This window comes from Cupriavidus lacunae (assembly GCF_003353055.1).
Taxonomy (GTDB): Bacteria; Pseudomonadota; Gammaproteobacteria; order Burkholderiales; family Burkholderiaceae; genus Cupriavidus; species Cupriavidus lacunae.
Map to the genome: position 1 here is coordinate 12,239 of NZ_QKWJ01000045.1, position 15,904 is coordinate 28,142.

The following is a 15,904-nucleotide window of genomic DNA, read 5'->3' on the forward strand; positions in this document are numbered from 1 at the left end:
GACTCGCCGGCTTACGCTACCTTGCGCAAAGGAACACCGCGCTGCGCCGGCGCACGGTTGGGCACCATGCCCAAGGCTTTCAGCGTCTCATCGGTGGATTGCCAATGGGTGCCAATCTGGTAGATCCGGCGGGCATCGTCGCCGGTGGCGATGTCGCGATTGAGCTCACGCGCAATGCGCACCATCTTCTCGATCTGCTGCACCGAGGTCGCCCGTTTGCCGTCCGGGCCGAACAGCGTGTCTTCGATGCCGACGCGCACATGCAGGCCCAACGCGATGGCCATGGTGTTCATTGGCACGACATTGCGATTCAGGGTTTCCAGCGTGAGCACAGCACCATCTGGCGTGCGTCGGGCGAACTCCAGCATGTCGGCCGGGTGCAGGCCTGAAGCACCACCGCCGATGGCGACGTAATTCAGGTTCAGCGGGCCTTGGTACAGACCCCTACGGATTAGGCGCTCGAGCGTCTCCAGTTGCGCCAGGTTGCCAAGCATGAATTGAGGCTGGATACCATTAGCCACCAGCCGCCTGATGTGTTCCTCATGCCACGACGGGTTGGACGGGGAGACCATGTCCCGGTACGCCGCCTGCACTGCGGGATTGGTGAACGACGTGTCGGCGATGTCCGCCTCGGTCATCAACTCCATGATGTTCATCTGGCCGGTGTTGATGGCAACGGTGACCTGATCCGGCCGGGGATTGAGCTCCGCAATCATATGGCGCGTGTCGTCACTGGGCCACTTGGCGGCTTTTCCTTCATCTTCCGGAGCGAACGAGATGGAACCGCCCACTTGCAATACCATCTTGGGCACGGCTTCGCGCAGGCGGGCCAGCATCTCATTGAACATGGACAGGCGCTTGCTGCCCTTGCCGTCGGCCTCGCGCACGTGGACGTGAAGCACCGTGGCGCCGGCGTTGTAGCAGTCGACCGCCTTCTGGACCTGCTCATCCATGGTGACTGGGATATCGTCGGAGTCGCCAGGAATCCATTGCGGCCCGTAGGGCGCAACCTGAATCACGAGTTTTTCCTGGTTTTCGGGCAGCAGGGAGTCGTCTAGGAAATGCATGGCTTGTCGTCCTCGATGATGTTCGTGGGTTAAGGGATCTGGTGGGGGGGATTGGGGGGGCGGCTTGGTACTCAGGCGGCAGCCCGGGTGGTGGTCGTCCTGGCCTGCTCGATGGCCGCCAGTTCCTCCAGAAGAATCGGTGCCCCCAGGCTGCTGGTATGGATGCCAAGCACACTTACCGCCTGCAGCACGGCAGCAATCTCTGCCCTGGTGGCGCCCAGCTCGAGCGCCTTGCGGATGTGACGGCGCGTGCCCGGTGCGTACATATGGGTGCAGGACGCGTCCACCGCGATGGCGATGAATTCGAGCACCTTCGGCTCCAGCACGCCCGACATCACCGTGTGCGCGCCCATTGCCATGAATTTCTCAGTCCAGGCGGGATCCAGTTCCGCAATGGGATCCCAGGCCGGATTCCAGGAACCGGTTGCGCGCAGGTGATCGCAAACCGGGGTAGCGGTGCCGCTCGTCTTATCGCTCATTACTCGTCTCCTTGACTGTCTTGACTGGCGCGCCGCATATGCGCGCCTCGTGTGTCTGGAGGCAAGTATCGGACACGGGCGGATTGCCAATTTGACATCCCGGGAGTTTGAATTTACATATTGGGTAGTACGGGAAAACCTTATGGCCTACTTAGTTCGCAGTGCCGCCCTGACCGACTACGTCAGGGTGGCGCGATCCGTTGGGATTGATCCCTATCGGCACTTGCGTGATGCCGGCATTGACCGGTCTGCGTTATTGGCCCCGGACATCATGATTCCAGCCGAGGCGGTGGGGCGCCTGCTGGAAGCATCGGCCGAGGCCGCCGGCATCGAGGATCTTGGCCTGCGTATGGCGGAGTCCCGCCAGCTCTCCAACCTCGGGCCGCTCGGTTTTGTGACACAGGAGCAGCCCACGCTACGCAAGGCGCTCGACTCGGTGTCGCACTACCTGCGGCTGCAGAACGAAGCGCTCCACATGCGCATCGAGGAAGCGGAGGGCATCGTCATCATCCGGGAGGACCTGCTCGCCGGCTACGCTGGCTCCATGCGGCAGGCAATGCAATTGGTGCTGGGCGTCTTGCACAGGACGCTGAGCACGCTTCTCGGCGCCGCGTGGCGGCCGCATACCATCTGCTTCACGCATGCCGCTCCCGCCAGCCTCGCCATGTACGCGCGGGTGTTTGGGGCCCCGGTTCTGTTCAGGCAGGATTTTGATGGTCTAGTGTGCCAGGCGGCCGATCTTGAAGTCGCGATCCCGGCCTACGATCCGGTCATGGCGCAGCAGGTGCGCCGTTACCTGGATGCGATGCTCGCTCAGTCCAGCGCGACGATGCCCGACAAGGTGAGGAAGCTCGTCATCACACTACTTCCGTCGGGCACCTGTTCGGTGGATCGCGTGGCGCAGCATCTGGGCGTCGGTCGCAGGACCGTATATAGTCGCCTCGCGCAGCACGGCGAAAGCTACCTGGCTATCGTCGACGGTGTGCGGGAGGACCTGGTGAAGCGGTATATCGATAGCGACGATCGGCCGCTGTCTGAAGTCGCGACGCTGGTGGGATTTTCATCATTGAGCGCATTTTCCCGCTGGTTTGGGCGCCGCTTCGGATGTAGCGTTTCGAGGTGGCGGAGCAGAAGGGGTAATGCTGCGGCACCCAAGGATTCAGGCACAAATGCGTCATATGACATTGGCAACGCTGCGGCAGCCGGACACTATGGCGGCGTGCCTGCCGTCCTGGCCCCTTCCGATCTTCCTGCCGATCCCGAGGCGGTACGCGCCATCGCGCTGGAGCAGAACCGGCTGGCGCGCGCACTGTGGGAGCAGCTCGAGAGCTTGAAGCACCAGGTCGCGCAGCCTGACCGTGCGCAGTCTGGCGCCAGTTCCGAGCGCCTGCTGGGGCAGGCCGAACCCCTTGCAGCGCCGCTGGATCTGCCGCCGCCACCGGTGGCAGCCAAGGCCAAGGGGGCAGGGGCAAGGCACACCCGCAAGATCCAACGATCCTGATCGCGAATAGGGAGGCTCTCAAAAGACGCTCGCGATCGATGACCAGAATCGCGATCCTCCCGCCGAGGCATACCCGCCGCAGGTATTGACTGAAGTTCATGCCGATCGCGTTGCCGACGAGAAAAGGCGGCAACAGATTCAGTACGAACTGACACACGGCCACGTAGCAAAGGGGGCAGCGGCTGAACTTTGGTCCACTATCGGCCCGGCGTTTTACGGTCTAGCCTGAAGCAATCTGCTTCCTTGAACCCCGCCCATGAATGCCGAAGCGATATCAAGAAAGCATCAGATCCCGGCATGGATGGTCCAGGGAGAGAAAGCGCGCCCGTCAAGGCGCGCATACCCCAGGCGCCTTGGGTGCGTACTGGCCGCCGCATTCATCACGCTCCTGTCACCGATTCGTGCGGCGGCGCAGTCTCCTGCCGCTCCCCTCGGCCGGCCCCGAATCTGCCTGGTGCTGTCCGGCGGCGGTGCCCGTGGCGCTGCCCATATCGGAGTGTTGAAGGTCCTGGAATCGCTGCGCGTGCCAGTTGACTGCATCACGGGCACCAGCATGGGTTCGCTGGTCGGTGCGGCTTATGCCACCGGCGTCACCCCGGACGAGATGGAGGCGTTGGTGTCCGGCTTGTCCAGCAAAGAGCTGTTCAGGGAGCGGCCCCCACGGCAGGATCTTGCCATCCGGCGCAAGCTGGAAGACCGCACCAATCTCTTCACCCCCGAAGTGGGCGTCAAGGACGGCAGCGTGGTGCTGCCCAAGGGCGCCATCACCGGCGTGCAGCTCGAGAAGGTGCTGCGCGGGCTGGCGCGGGCGCCGGGCTATCGCAATTTCGATGCCTTGCCGATTCCATACCGCGCGGTAGCGACCGACCTGGTGACGGGCACCGCCGTGGTATTCAGCAAGGGCGAGCTGGCCAGTGTCATGCGCGCCAGCATGTCGGTGCCCGGTGTCGTCGCGCCGATCGACTACGAGGGGCATCTGCTGGTCGACGGGGGGCTGACAAACAACCTGCCCGTGGATGTGGCGCGCGCCATGGGTGCCGACATCATCATTGCCGTCAACCTCGGTACGCCGCTCATGCGGCGCGAAGAACTGGGCTCCTTGCTCGGAGTGACCGGGCAAATGCTGAATATCCTCACCGAACAAAACGTGCGTGCCTCGCTGGCCCAGCTCAGGCCCGAAGACATCCTGATCTTGCCCGAACTGGGCGAATTCTCGGCAACCGACTTTGACCATCTGCCAAAGACCATCCCCATCGGCGAGGCCGCTGCACGCAAGTTGGAGGATCGGCTGGCGCCGCTTGGCCTGCCGCCACAGGCCTATGCCGCATTGCGCAAACGCCAGCAGGACGTTGCGCCACCCGACCTGCGCCCGGTCGACGAGATCCGCTTCGCACCGTTGGAGCGCGTCAATCCGGACTTCGCTGCCGCCACCATGGAGACCAGGCCTGGCCTCCCCATCCAGCAGGCTGAGCTGGATCAGGATATGAGCCGGCTGTTCGGCACCGGGGACTTTGAATACGTCAACTACCGCATTCTCGAGGAGCCCGGCAAGCGGATCCTGTCGGTTGACGCCATCGAAAAATCATACGGGCCAAACTACCTGCGCTTCGGACTGGGACTGAGCACCGACTTCCGCGGCGAGTCCTATTTCAACCTGCTGGCCAGTCATCGCCGCACCTGGATCAATTCGCTCGGCGCCGAATGGCGCACCGATGTCCAGGCAGGACAGACGAGCAGCCTGACCAGCGAGTTCTACCAGCCGCTGAATACCCGGCAGTCCCTCTTTGTGGCACCGCGTGTGGAACTGGAGCGCCGTCCCGTCTACGTGTTCCGCGACACAGACCGTATCGCAACATATGACCTGCGCCGGTATGACATTGCCCTGGATGTCGGCAGCCAGTTCACCAAGTACGGCGAAGCCAGGCTTGGCGTGCTGTTTGGTCGCGAGAACGTAAGCCTTAGTACCGGACCCGCTTTTCTTTCGCCGGGCCCCGACTATGCCAAGCGCGGCGCCGTTACGGGCCGGCTCCTGCTCGACCAACTGGACAGCACGAGCTTCCCGCGCTCGGGTTACGCCGCCACGGCACATGTCTTTGCCTCCGAGCCGGGCCTGGGCGCCAGCCAGGCGTACGTCAAGGCCGATGCCGACGGCAGTTATGCGTGGTCAGAAGGCCGGCACACGCTCAACTTCGGCTTCAAGGCTGGCAGCAATATTGGCGGCAATCCGCTGCCGCGCTATGACTTATTCCAGTGGGGAGGCTTCCTGCAGCAGTCGGGCTACAGCACCGGACAGTTGATAGGGGGCAACCTCGAATTCGTGCGGGCCGTCTACTACTACAAGCTGGCCAGGCAGTCCTTGCTGGAAGGCGTGTATGGAGGCTTCTCGCTGGAAGCGGGCCGTATGGGTGCGCCGCTGGTGCCGGGGAGCCCCACCGGCGTGCTCAAATCCGGGTCGTTGTTTGTAGCGCTCGATACTCCGGTCGGGCCACTATACGTCGCCTATGGGCGTGCTGCGGCGGGTCACTATAGCTTCTATCTGTACCTGGGCAAACCGTGACGCCGGACATTAAACCGGCATTGTCAAGGTATGCTTGTTTTGCACTGCAGCCGCAGATCGTCTCCGTTCGCCCCGTGCGGACATCCGCATCAAAAGCAAGAACGGAAGGAGAATGCAGAGATGACACTTACCTCCAGCAAATTGCCTGCATGGACGATCGTTGCGCCGTGTGTCGCCTTGGTCACGCTGGCTGCCGGCGCATTGCTGCCCGGCCAAGGCTGGCTGATCGCGCTGATGGGCATCGCACTGGCCGGCTCGGTCTTTGCGAGCGTTCATCACGCCGAAGTTGTCGCCCACAAGGTCGGCGAGCCGTTCGGTACGTTGGTGTTGGCCCTTGCCATCACGGTCATCGAAGTGGCACTGATTGTCTCGGTCATGCTCTCTTCCGGCCCGGAAAATGCGGGCCTTGCGCGCGACACCGTGTTTGCGGCAGTAATGATCATCTGCAACGGCATCGTCGGGCTGTGCCTGTTTGTAGGCGGCCTGCATCATCGCGAACAGGCCTTCCAGGCGCCGGGAGCCAATGCGGCCATGGCGGTGCTGGCCGCGCTGCTGGTGCTGACAATGGTGTTGCCGAGCTACACGAGTTCCACGCCAGGGCCGATGCTGACGCCCGCACAACTGGGCTTTTCAGGCGTGATGTCGCTGGTGCTGTACGGATGCTTCGTCTTCGTGCAGACCGTCCGCCATCGCGACTATTTCCTGGTGGAAGGCAGCTCGGATGAAAACGAGCACCTCCCGCCGCCGCCTGCGCGCGTGGCGATGGCAAGTGGCTTGTTGCTGATTGTCTGCCTGGTGGCGGTTGTGGGACTCGCCAAGTTGCTGTCACCGTCGGTGGAGAACGCCATTCTGTCAGCAGGCGCTCCGCCGGCTGTCGTGGGTATTGTGATTGCCGCGCTCGTGCTGCTGCCAGAATGCCTGGCGGCATTGCGAGCGGCGCGCGGCGATCGCCTCCAGACAAGCCTGAACCTGGCACTGGGCTCAGCGCTGGCCAGCATCGGCCTGACGATTCCGACGGTCGCCGCTGTCTTCATCTGGACCGGCCAGCCGCTTGCACTGGGGCTCGGTGGCAAGGATATTGTGTTGCTGTTCCTGACGCTGATCGTGCTGACGCTGACCCTCGGCATGGGCCGTTCTACCATCCTGCAAGGCGTGGTTCATCTCGTGATATTTGCGGCCTACCTGTTCTTGTCAGTAGTTCCATGAGGATAACCAATCGCGGCGCGCGTCAATCTACCATCATGAAATCTATCCGGTGCTCAATTGCGGCGATGACAGCTTTCGCTCTTATGCTTGCAATGGGCAATGCATCGGCGTACGTGGATCATTTCTTACATGGAACGATTCTTGGCACGTTGAGCAGAAGCCAGGCAGATACCTTTACATGAACCTTTAAGGAAGTGCTATCGGACACGCCTGACGGCGGCAAGGTCTCACTCCAGATCCCAGCAGACGGAAGGCGTGCTGCCATTGAAGGCAGTCTCACGCTGCAACGTACCAAGGTGGAGAACGGGGAACGCTGTCGCCAGATGCGAACCGAAGTAAAGCGTGGCAGCCAGAAGGAAAGCTGGGTGGGCTGGTTCTGCAAGCAAGCGAACGGCGAATGGAAGGCAAAACGCGGGAGGTGAGTAGTCGCCCTGAGGAGTTCCTCATGGTGGCATTGATGGGATGGATGCCTCTACCCGTACCCCTATCGCGCGCGACGAACCGCCATCCGAGGGATGGGGTTTATGGTATTTGTGGCTCGCCAGGGGAACTCGGTCGCGAATGGCTGCGATCAGCGAGATAGCGGTCGTCCAAAATTTGGAGTCCATCGACGCTTAGTGGCCGGCTACTGCCGCTGCGCTCCCAGAGCGCTGCGCGCGTGGCCAGGATTCACGTGACGCCGGAGTTGCCAGGGCGCGGCAATAAGGTTCGATAACGCCAGTATCGGCAGGGTGCGCGCCCCGCGGAATACAGTGGACCCCAGCTTTAGGCAAGGGCACCGGGTTCCTTTAAATCCACTTTCATGGATAGCATTTGATAACTATTATCAAGGGGCGATACACTTATGGCACCGGCCGGCGCGATGCGCCGCCCCCCTCTGAAAAGGAGCAAACATGATCAGTGCCGACCTTGGTCAACAACTCGAGCGCTACGTGACCGAACTTGTCGCCTCGGGCCGCTATGGCTCCAAGAGCGAAGTGCTGCGCGAAGGCGTGCGCCTGATTCAGGACCGCGAAGCGCAGCTGATAGCGCTGGACGCGGCGCTCGCGCAAAGCCTGGCCGAGGCAGACGCGGGCCGCGGCACCAACGCGGCCACCGTGTTCGACCGCCTCGAGGCTAAATACCGCGCTGCGGCGGGCGGCACACCCGGGCGCGGCGCATGATCGTCGTTCGCCTGACGCCACTGGCGGAGGCCGAACTCGAAGCCATCGCCGACTACATTGCCCGCGACAACCCGCGCCGCGCGCTCTCCTTTGTGCAAGAGCTGCGCGACCGGTGCCTGTCGCTCGCCGACATGCCGCTCGCCTTCCCGCTGGTGCCCCGCTACGAGGCCCGCGGCATCCGGCACCGCGTACACGGCAATTACCAGATCTTCTACCGCGTGGTGGGCGATCCGCCCTCGCGAATCGACGTGCTACACGTGCTGCACAGCGCCCGCAACTATGCCGCGCTGCTGTTCAACTGAGCTCCGGCCGACGCCGTCCCCGCCATGCCATGGTCAACTACGCCCAGAGTCCCGGAACGCTTACTGCGCGCGACGTGCGACGACCTGCTGCGCCCTGCGATCCTACGTGCTATTCCAACAAATCAATACCTTACTGTCCACTGCTAACTAGCTTATCGTGAACTACGGCGACCGCTATCGCCATGGGGACCCCCATTGCAATCGGGATTCGTCGAATCAGCCGTCAACCAGGTAGTCAGCAAGCGGTTTGTCAAGCGGCAACAAATGGCCTGGCGGCCGCGGCAGGCCCACGCACTTCTACAAGTCCGCACTGCCGTGCTCAATGACCAGCTCCGATCGCACATGGAGTCGCTTGTATTTCCGTTGTGCCCAGTGCACCAGGGCGATATCAACCGTCCGCAGTGCATAGATAAGGGCTGACCGATGGAACCGCCCATAGTACTGAAGCCAGCCGCGTAGAGTCGGACGGATCCGCTCTGCCAACTCATTCAGGTGGCGACCACCACGCGGAAGTCCGCGCGCGTGCGCTCGGAACCCCCGGTCAACAGACGAATCTATAATGACGGCCCGGCCATGCGAGATGGCGTCGCCACAAACGACTGGTGCAAATGATAATTACACGGCACGTGCAGCGGCATCGTCCCGACCGCGCCTCACGGCGCGTCACACGGCCGAGCGCTTTTGATTGACGCCATGCTCCACCGATTCCGCCAGTTGTCCGTTTTGTGCGCGATTGCCGCCGTCTTGTCGGCATGCAGTTTAAGTTCGGCGCCGGCGCCGACGCCGCTCTATCAGCAGGAGCAGTTCGACACGGCGACGAGCCCATACGCGCGCACGTTCAAGGCGAATTCCGACGCGACTTGTGAAGCCGCGCGCCGGGCGCTGCTGAGCCAGGGTTACGTGTCGAGTTCGGCCCATCCCGATACGATCGATGGCAGCAAGAATTTCCAGCCGAGCGACGACACGCACGTCGTGATCGCCTTTCACGTCGTCTGCGCGGACGCGAACGCAGATGGCACGTCGAGCACCGCCTATGTGAACGCGGTACAGGACCGCTACGCGCTGAAGAAGACCAGCACGTCGGCCAGCGTCGGCCTGAGCGTGCTCGGCTCGCTGTCGTTGCCGATCGGCTCGGGCAGCGACTCGATGGTCAAAATTGCGAGCGAGACAATTCCGGCCGGCGTGTTCTACGAGCGCTTCTTCAATCCGGTCGACCATTTTCTGAAGGTCGATCCGGTGCGGCGCGACCGTGCGACGGTGAAGGCCGCGGAGAAGGCGCACGTTGCGCCGCTGCCCGAGCCCGCGCCGACGCATCCGGGCGAGCCGATGAAGATGACGACGCCCGCCGTGCCGACGCCGCCCGCCCCGCCCGTTCCAGTGCAGCCGCCCGCTGCAGCACCTGCACCTGCACTGGAACCGGCACCGGTTCCAGCGACACCGTCGCCTTCGCCGACGTCGAAGGCGCGTAATGGATCACCGGCCGCTGCAGCACCCGCCGCGAAGCTCGACGCTACAGCGCCGACGGCCGGGGCCGCACCAGCCGCACCAGCCGCACCAGCCACACCGTTTGCACCGTCCGCGCCACCCGCCGCGGGCGCGAGCGGCACGAACTGAGCTCAGGCCGTGAAGCGCAGCTCGATAACCCTTTTTCCTGTAGCCGAGGTGCCGTGGCTGGAAGCGCACCTGTGACTCGGGTCAATGTTGATGGACGGACGGACTCCTACGCCCGGCGCCTTGCTGGCCACAGGCGTGGCCGGCGGTAGTACCGGAGGCGGCATCGCTGCGAGCGCTGGGAACATCACTCTGCCTGATGGAATATGCGTGTGGAAGCCCGGGTCTTTGCCGCTATGTGAGGCGTTCGGCAATCGAACCAATGTCACACTGGTCCGGGCGTTGTCAGTCCCGAGGCATGTCGAATGAGCCGAAGGCAAGGAGGGCAGGGACGGGATTTGCCAGCAAACCGCGCACGACTCACATATCACGTCGTGAGACAAAGTGGACAAGACAGGAGATGACCCTGTGGTACGGGACGTGCATACGGAGCATCGCGGTCAGCGCCAGCGGCGAGGTTACGCGGGAGGACTACGAGAAGGTGCTGATGCCCGCCGGCTATCGCACGGCACGACAAGGTACGCATTTACTACGAACTCGGACCCGGCTTCGCCAGGATGGCGGTCGGCGCCATGTGGGATGACTTCAGGCTGGGCGTGACGCGCTACCCGCACTGGGAGGGCATCGCGGTGGTAACGGACCTCGACTGGATCCGTCACGCCGCCGATATCTTTCGATTCCTGGTGCCGGGCCATGTCAGGAGCTTCCAGATGGCCCAGTCCCGCGAGGCACGGGACTGGATCTCCGGTTCGCTCAATACGGCAGGCACGCGCGCTCGCTGAGCGGGGGCGCATTTCACCTCTAGGATGCTGTTGAACTCGTCCGTCTGGGTCAGGAGGCCGGTGTCTGGGGGCACGAGAACGGGCCCCCGCCGCCTGCGTTTGCCAGGCGGATGCCGTGCGTTAACCGCTGGAGCTCATCGCGCTGAACTGCTGCGTCAGGTAAGTGTTGGTGTTTTTCATCTGCGCCATGACTACGTCCAGCTGTGTGAACTGCGCGCGATAGTTGGCGTCGTATCGTTGACACGGTCCTGGCGTTGCCGTGAAGTCATACGTTGCTCTAATTGCCGGCCTTAGAGGCGACCGGAGGTGTCTTTCCGGCAACGCAATCTCTACTGCCAGTTCGCATTGACCGGTTTGCGAGCTGAAGAAATGGCAGCCTTGGAGGCGCAATGAAGCTTGCCAGCACATCCCGCACGGAGCGAAAGTTGGGGCCATCAATGGCGCCCGCGAGTCGCACGCCCATGGACCAACCCGCCACGCTCAACGCCGATTCGCTGGGCCTCGTCGAATCGGTGATCATGGGCATCGCCGGCACCGCGCCCGCCTACAGCATCGAGATCACGACTTCCACAATCATCGGGACGGCTGGCACGTTGTCACCGGCGAGTATCCTGGTGTGCGGGCTCATCATGTTCGGCAAGCAAAAACTCAGCCGGGGGCGGGCGATCCGCTGGATCCAGGCGGAGATGGCCGACTACGGGCTGACCATGGAGGAGCTGGAAGCGGCCGGGTGCTTCGATCCACCGCCCCCTCCGCCACCACCGCCACCGCCAGTGGTCTGCTACCGCAACGCCGAGGGACTCAGCTGGGACGGGACAGGGCGAGATGCCGTCGTGGCTGAAGCGCGCGGTCAATGCGGGGCAGAGTAAGGAATTTTTTCGGATAGGATAAGAGCCTTCAAAAACGAGGATGTGTAGTGGCGTGTTGAAGATTCTCGCCAAACCGGAGGCTTGCCCTTGGCTCCGGATGCCTCCTGCAAGCTTTTTGGCCGTACGTGAGTTGTGATCCTATAGGCACCATAAGTACGCCAACTTGCAATGGCAGCGTTCTGTAGCTACAATGTTCCTACAGCGTCGGATGTAAGTTCTTCGTGTCTTAAAAGTCATATCCAAGTCATCTTTCAATTATCTTTCTCATTTGTCTCGGCGCTGGTTGGAGGTTCCTATGTTTGCCACTGAAGTTAAAACTACCGACGTGCGCGCTCGTATTGAACCCGATCTGAAGGAAAGCGCCCAACGCGTACTTGCCGCCAACGGCTTGACGATCTCCGACGCTGTTCGTCTTTTCCTTCGTCAGGTTGTGCTGTCGCAAGGAATTCCGTTTGAAGTCAGGATTCCGAACGCTGCTACGTTGAGCGCACTGAGGGAATCGGAAGCATTGGCCGCTAAGGCACGCTTCCGCTCTGCTCAGGAAATGTTTGATGAACTCGAAAACAAAGAAGGCAGCGCTGCCTCGTCTGTACGACACGACTAAGGAATTCAAGAAAGACTGGCAACGGCTTAGCCATTCGGGCCGGTACAATATGGGTGAGTTGAAGCGGACAATGCTTCTGCTCATCGCAAATGACGGCCCGCTGCCCGAGGAATACTTGGACCATCCGCTCAAAGGCGATTGGGCCAACCACAGGGAATGCCACGTCGGCGGTGATTTTCTACTGATCTACCGTCTCGACGATGAGAGCCTTATCTTTGTTCGGGCCGGGACGCACGCAGAACTCTTTGAATAATCATTACTCTGTCAAGGATAAGGACCGCTCAGGCGGTCTTTTTTTTAAAATGGCCGCTCTTTCCGCAAACCGACTGGTCAGGCCCGACAATGAAGATCCTCGAATACATCGGCCTTGATATTTCCCGCGTCAGGAGCACTTACCGCAAGGTTGCGGATGCGATCGGCCGCGACGATTTCCGGGCGGCCCAGGTCAAGAAGCTTGCCAGCCTCTCGCATGGCAAGTTCTACCGCGCCCGCTTGGACGACGCTAACCGCCTGCTGTTTTCGCTCGTGCGCCACGATGGGCAGGTCTGCGCGCTGCTACTGGAAGTGATCGAGAACCACGATTACCGCGGTAGCCGTTTCCTGCGCGGCGCGGATATCGATGAAGACAAGATTCCCGAGATCGACGCGGCCGAGGCGGCGCTGGAAGCGGATCCGGTGCGCTACCTGCATCCGGATCGCACCGATATCCACGTGCTGGACAAGCCAATCTCCTTTGACGACGCACAGGAGGCGGTCTACCGTGAGCCGGCTCCGCTGGTGCTGGTCGGCTCCGCGGGTAGCGGCAAGACCGCGCTGACGCTGGAGAAGCTCAAGCATGCGGAAGGGGCGGTGCTGTATGTCACGCATTCAGCCTACCTGGCGCGCAATGCACGCGATCTCTACTACGCCAACGGCTTTGAGCATTCGGCGCAGGAAGCTGAATTCCTGTCTTACCGGGAGTTCGTCGAGTCGATCCGCGTGCCGCAGGGCCGCGAGGCTGGCTGGCGGGACTTTGCGCAGTGGTTTGAGCGCCAGCGCCAGCAGTTCCGCGATGTCGACGGTCACCAGGCCTTCGAGGAAATCCGTGGCGTGATCACGGCATCGGCGCACGGCGTGCTGGATCGCGATGCCTACCTGGCCCTGGGCGTGCGCCAGTCCATCTTTGGCGCTGACATGCGGAGCCGGGTCTATGACCTCTTCGAGCGGTATCGGGCCTGGCTTGCTGACAGCCGTCTCTATGACCTCAATCTTGTCGCCCTGGAGTGGTTGCCGCTGGCGGCGGCCCGCTATGATTTCGTGGTTATCGATGAGGTCCAGGACCTGACCATGGCGCAGCTGGCGCTGGTGCTCAAGACCCTCAGCAAGCCCGGCCGGTTCCTGCTCTGCGGCGACTCCAACCAGATCGTCCACCCGAATTTTTTCAGCTGGAGCCAGGTCAAGAGCCTGTTCTGGCACGACGCACAGCTTGCCGAACAGCAGGCGCTGCGCGTCCTGACTGCCAACTTCCGCAACGGTACCGAGGCGACACGTGTGGCCAACACGTTGCTGAAGATCAAGCATCGCCGCTTTGGCTCGATCGATCGCGAGAGCAATTTCCTGGTCGATGCGCTGGGTGGGGATGCTGGCCAGGTGACGCTGCTGCCGGACAAGGACAACGTCAAGCGGGAACTGGACCAGAGTATCCGCCGGTCGACCCAGTGCGCGGTGCTGGTGCTGCGCGACGAGGACAAGGCGGAGGCGAGAAAGCACTTCTCCACGCCACTGCTGTTTTCCATTCATGAAGCGAAGGGGCTGGAGTACGAGAATATCGTGCTCTATCGCTTTGTTTCCGACCAGCGTGCCGAGTTCGCCGAGATTGCCGATGGCGTGGGCAGACAGGACCTGGCAGCCGACACGCTGACCTACCGGCGCGCCAGGGACAAGCACGACAAGTCGCTGGAAGTCTACAAGTTCTTTGTCAATGCGCTCTACGTGGCGCTCACGCGCGCCACCAAAAATCTTTACCTAATCGAGTCAGATGCGGAGCATCCGTTGTTCGGGCTCCTCGATCTTGCGCACGGCAGCCAGGCCAGGGTCGAGGCACGCCAGGCTACGCTGGAAGACTGGCAGAAAGAGGCGAGGAAGCTAGAGCTGCAGGGCAAGCAGGAGCAGGCCGACGCCATCCGCAGCAGCATCCTGAAGGAGGTGCCGCCGCCGTGGCCGGTGTTCGACCAGGCGAAACTGCAGGAGTTGCTGCTCAAAGTATTCCGCGTGCAGGTGCCGGGGAGCAAGCCCAAGCAGCAACTCTATGAGATCGCCGCCAGTTATGACGAGCCGGGCCTGGCGGCATGGCTCGCACAGGAGGCCGGCTTTGTCGCGGCTCGGCAGTTTTCCGGTGAACGCAGCGGCCTAGCCCGCAAGAGCTTTGCGGCGTACTTTGCAGGCAATTTCAAGGACATCTTGCGGCAGTGCGAACGCCACGGCGTAGAACACCGCCTGCCGATGAACCAGACGCCGCTTATGGCGGCCGCTGCCGCCGGCAATGTGGCGCTGGTCGAGGCACTGCTGGAGCGCGGTGCCGATCGCGACAATTTCGACCACTATGGCCACAACGCCTTGCATTGGGCGATGCTGGAGGCGTTCCGCTCGCCCCGGTTCGCCAGCGGGCCTTTTGGGGCGCTCTATGAATTGCTGGCGCCGGCTGCTATCGATGTTAACAATGGAACACGGCTGGTGCGCATCGACCGGCATCAGTCTGAATACTTCCTGTTCCAGACCATGTGGGCGCTGTTCAAGTCGCGCTTCACGCATCACCAACGCCGGCCCTACGCCGCCTTTGAAACGCAGGCCATTCTGGAGGCTTGGGAGTTTCTGCCTGCCAGTGTGGTGCGACCAGAGCGCAACAAGCGGCAGCACCTGTCCGGCGTGCTGGCAAGAAACGAAGCGGAGCGCGACTACGCGTACAACCGCATGCTCTTCAGGCGCTTTGGGCAAGGTTGGTACCAGCTCAATCCTGAATTGTCGGTGCGGCGCCGGGCGGAAGGCGAAGACGTCTGGGTGCCGGTTTACGCGGCGCTCAACCTGGCGTTGATCAACGAGCTTTCATGGCCACCCGTCTGGCCGCAAATTGATATTTACCTGGCGCTGGCCGGGTTACCTGAACGCACGACGCCGATTGCCGCGGAGCGTGCCATGGCCAGGGAGCTACGGTAAACGCTGCTTGTGTGGCGTCGATATTTGCAGTCAGCATGCAGCCCCTGACGCGGTATGACGGGGACAGCGCTAAGCTGGGGAGAAGGCGTCCAGGGGAATTCCCGATACCTGTCGCGCGCTGCGCTGCGCTCGAAGTCCGGTCAGCCATGACGCGGCGTTAGGGTCCGATAACGGGGCCTTGTCGTCCGTGATCAGCACGCAGAGGTCTTACGCCCCCTTGCGTTGCTCCGGAAGCTATTGCGACCGACGGAAGAGCGGTGGAATCCGTAGCTCGTTGCCTTTCGGCCCATTGCCAGTGGCTTCGTCGAATCGGTCGACAATGCTTGATAAGCCCAGCTATCAAGAAACGAAGGCAGATCCCCTAGCCCGCATTTTAGAATGAGGATCCCACCTGTCGGCAGCGCCCGAAGTCACCGAGTCGGGCCGCGGCCAGTTTCACATGCTGCGACGAACTGCCGAGAGGTCGGAACGGACCTTGTGATGTTTACGTCTCAGATCCGTGAGAAAGTGCGCGCTCGCCCGAGCGGACGAAAGGCCATTGTCCGAAGTTTGACTACACTTTTCGGAGGCG

At 62.1% G+C, this 15,904-nt stretch carries 13 protein-coding genes and 3 pseudogenes; 13 read left to right on the forward strand and 3 right to left on the reverse strand.

All coding sequences use genetic code 11. The features are described 5' to 3' along the window. Positions 1-11: 11 nt before the first annotated feature. Positions 12-1,067 carry a beta-keto acid cleavage family enzyme gene (locus tag DN412_RS27025; RefSeq protein WP_115214387.1) on the reverse strand — a complete coding sequence of 352 codons (1,056 nt, stop codon included), beginning with the start codon at positions 1,065-1,067 and terminating at the stop codon, positions 12-14. 71 nt (positions 1,068-1,138) lie between these two features. After that, on the reverse strand, positions 1,139-1,546 hold the full coding sequence (locus tag DN412_RS27030; RefSeq protein WP_115214388.1) for a carboxymuconolactone decarboxylase family protein: 408 nt from the start codon (positions 1,544-1,546) through the stop codon (positions 1,139-1,141). 142 nt (positions 1,547-1,688) lie between these two features. Here DN412_RS27030 and DN412_RS27035 point away from each other — a divergent pair, with 142 nt between their 5' ends. From DN412_RS27035 to DN412_RS27060, 6 genes and pseudogenes are all read left to right on the forward strand, one after another. Then, a complete protein-coding gene (locus DN412_RS27035) occupies positions 1,689-3,047 on the forward strand; it encodes an AraC family transcriptional regulator (RefSeq protein ID WP_115214389.1) in 1,359 nt (452 codons plus the stop codon). A gap of 301 nt (positions 3,048-3,348) precedes the next feature. Next, positions 3,349-5,604, forward strand: coding sequence for a patatin-like phospholipase family protein (locus tag DN412_RS27040; RefSeq protein WP_115214425.1), 2,256 nt, complete (start codon positions 3,349-3,351; stop codon positions 5,602-5,604). Between the two features lie 120 nt (positions 5,605-5,724). Then, positions 5,725-6,810, forward strand: a complete 1,086-nt coding sequence (locus DN412_RS27045) for a calcium:cation antiporter (protein ID WP_115214390.1) — start codon at positions 5,725-5,727, stop codon at positions 6,808-6,810. A gap of 893 nt (positions 6,811-7,703) precedes the next feature. Then, positions 7,704-7,973: a type II toxin-antitoxin system ParD family antitoxin gene (locus tag DN412_RS27050; protein ID WP_115214391.1), complete on the forward strand. Its 270-nt coding sequence runs from the start codon at positions 7,704-7,706 to the stop codon at positions 7,971-7,973. Then, the gene (locus DN412_RS27055; RefSeq protein ID WP_115214392.1) at positions 7,970-8,275 is read left to right on the forward strand and encodes a type II toxin-antitoxin system RelE/ParE family toxin; all 306 of its coding nucleotides are present in this window, start codon (positions 7,970-7,972) and stop codon (positions 8,273-8,275) included. Before DN412_RS27050 ends, DN412_RS27055 begins: the two co-directional genes overlap by 4 nt. A 154-nt stretch (positions 8,276-8,429) precedes the next feature. After that, positions 8,430-8,623 (forward strand): annotated as a pseudogene (locus DN412_RS27060) (ISKra4-like element ISBte1 family transposase); the annotation flags it as partial. Here the strand turns inward: DN412_RS27060 and DN412_RS45955 are convergent. Beyond that, positions 8,573-8,758 (reverse strand): group II intron maturase-specific domain-containing protein, encoded by a 186-nt coding sequence (locus DN412_RS45955; RefSeq protein ID WP_208647664.1) that lies wholly within the window; start codon positions 8,756-8,758, stop codon positions 8,573-8,575. The pseudogene DN412_RS27060 and the gene DN412_RS45955 sit on opposite strands and share 51 nt — an antisense overlap. Positions 8,759-8,968: 210 nt before the next feature. Here DN412_RS45955 and DN412_RS27070 point away from each other — a divergent pair, with 210 nt between their 5' ends. From DN412_RS27070 to DN412_RS27100, 7 genes and pseudogenes are all read left to right on the forward strand, one after another. Further along, entirely contained in the window at positions 8,969-9,889 is a 921-nt protein-coding gene (locus DN412_RS27070) for a DUF2242 domain-containing protein (protein WP_115214394.1), read from the forward strand. Positions 9,890-10,443: 554 nt separating this feature from the next. Further along, entirely contained in the window at positions 10,444-10,668 is a 225-nt protein-coding gene (locus DN412_RS44710; RefSeq protein WP_244222798.1) for a SpoIIAA family protein, read from the forward strand. A 461-nt stretch (positions 10,669-11,129) separates the two neighbouring features. Next, positions 11,130-11,306, forward strand: a pseudogene (locus DN412_RS44105) (APC family permease); the annotation flags it as partial. Next, positions 11,298-11,559, forward strand: a pseudogene (locus tag DN412_RS27085) (H-NS family nucleoid-associated regulatory protein). The pseudogenes DN412_RS44105 and DN412_RS27085, both read left to right, overlap by 9 nt. Before the next feature lie 273 nt (positions 11,560-11,832). After that, positions 11,833-12,141, forward strand: a complete 309-nt coding sequence (locus DN412_RS27090) for a type II toxin-antitoxin system RelB/DinJ family antitoxin (RefSeq protein WP_115214395.1) — start codon at positions 11,833-11,835, stop codon at positions 12,139-12,141. A 49-nt stretch (positions 12,142-12,190) separates the two neighbouring features. After that, positions 12,191-12,394, forward strand: a complete 204-nt coding sequence (locus DN412_RS27095) for a type II toxin-antitoxin system YafQ family toxin (protein WP_482764219.1) — start codon at positions 12,191-12,193, stop codon at positions 12,392-12,394. An 89-nt stretch (positions 12,395-12,483) separates the two neighbouring features. After that, positions 12,484-15,333: an ankyrin repeat domain-containing protein gene (locus DN412_RS27100; protein WP_115214397.1), complete on the forward strand. Its 2,850-nt coding sequence runs from the start codon at positions 12,484-12,486 to the stop codon at positions 15,331-15,333. Positions 15,334-15,904: the final 571 nt, after the last annotated feature.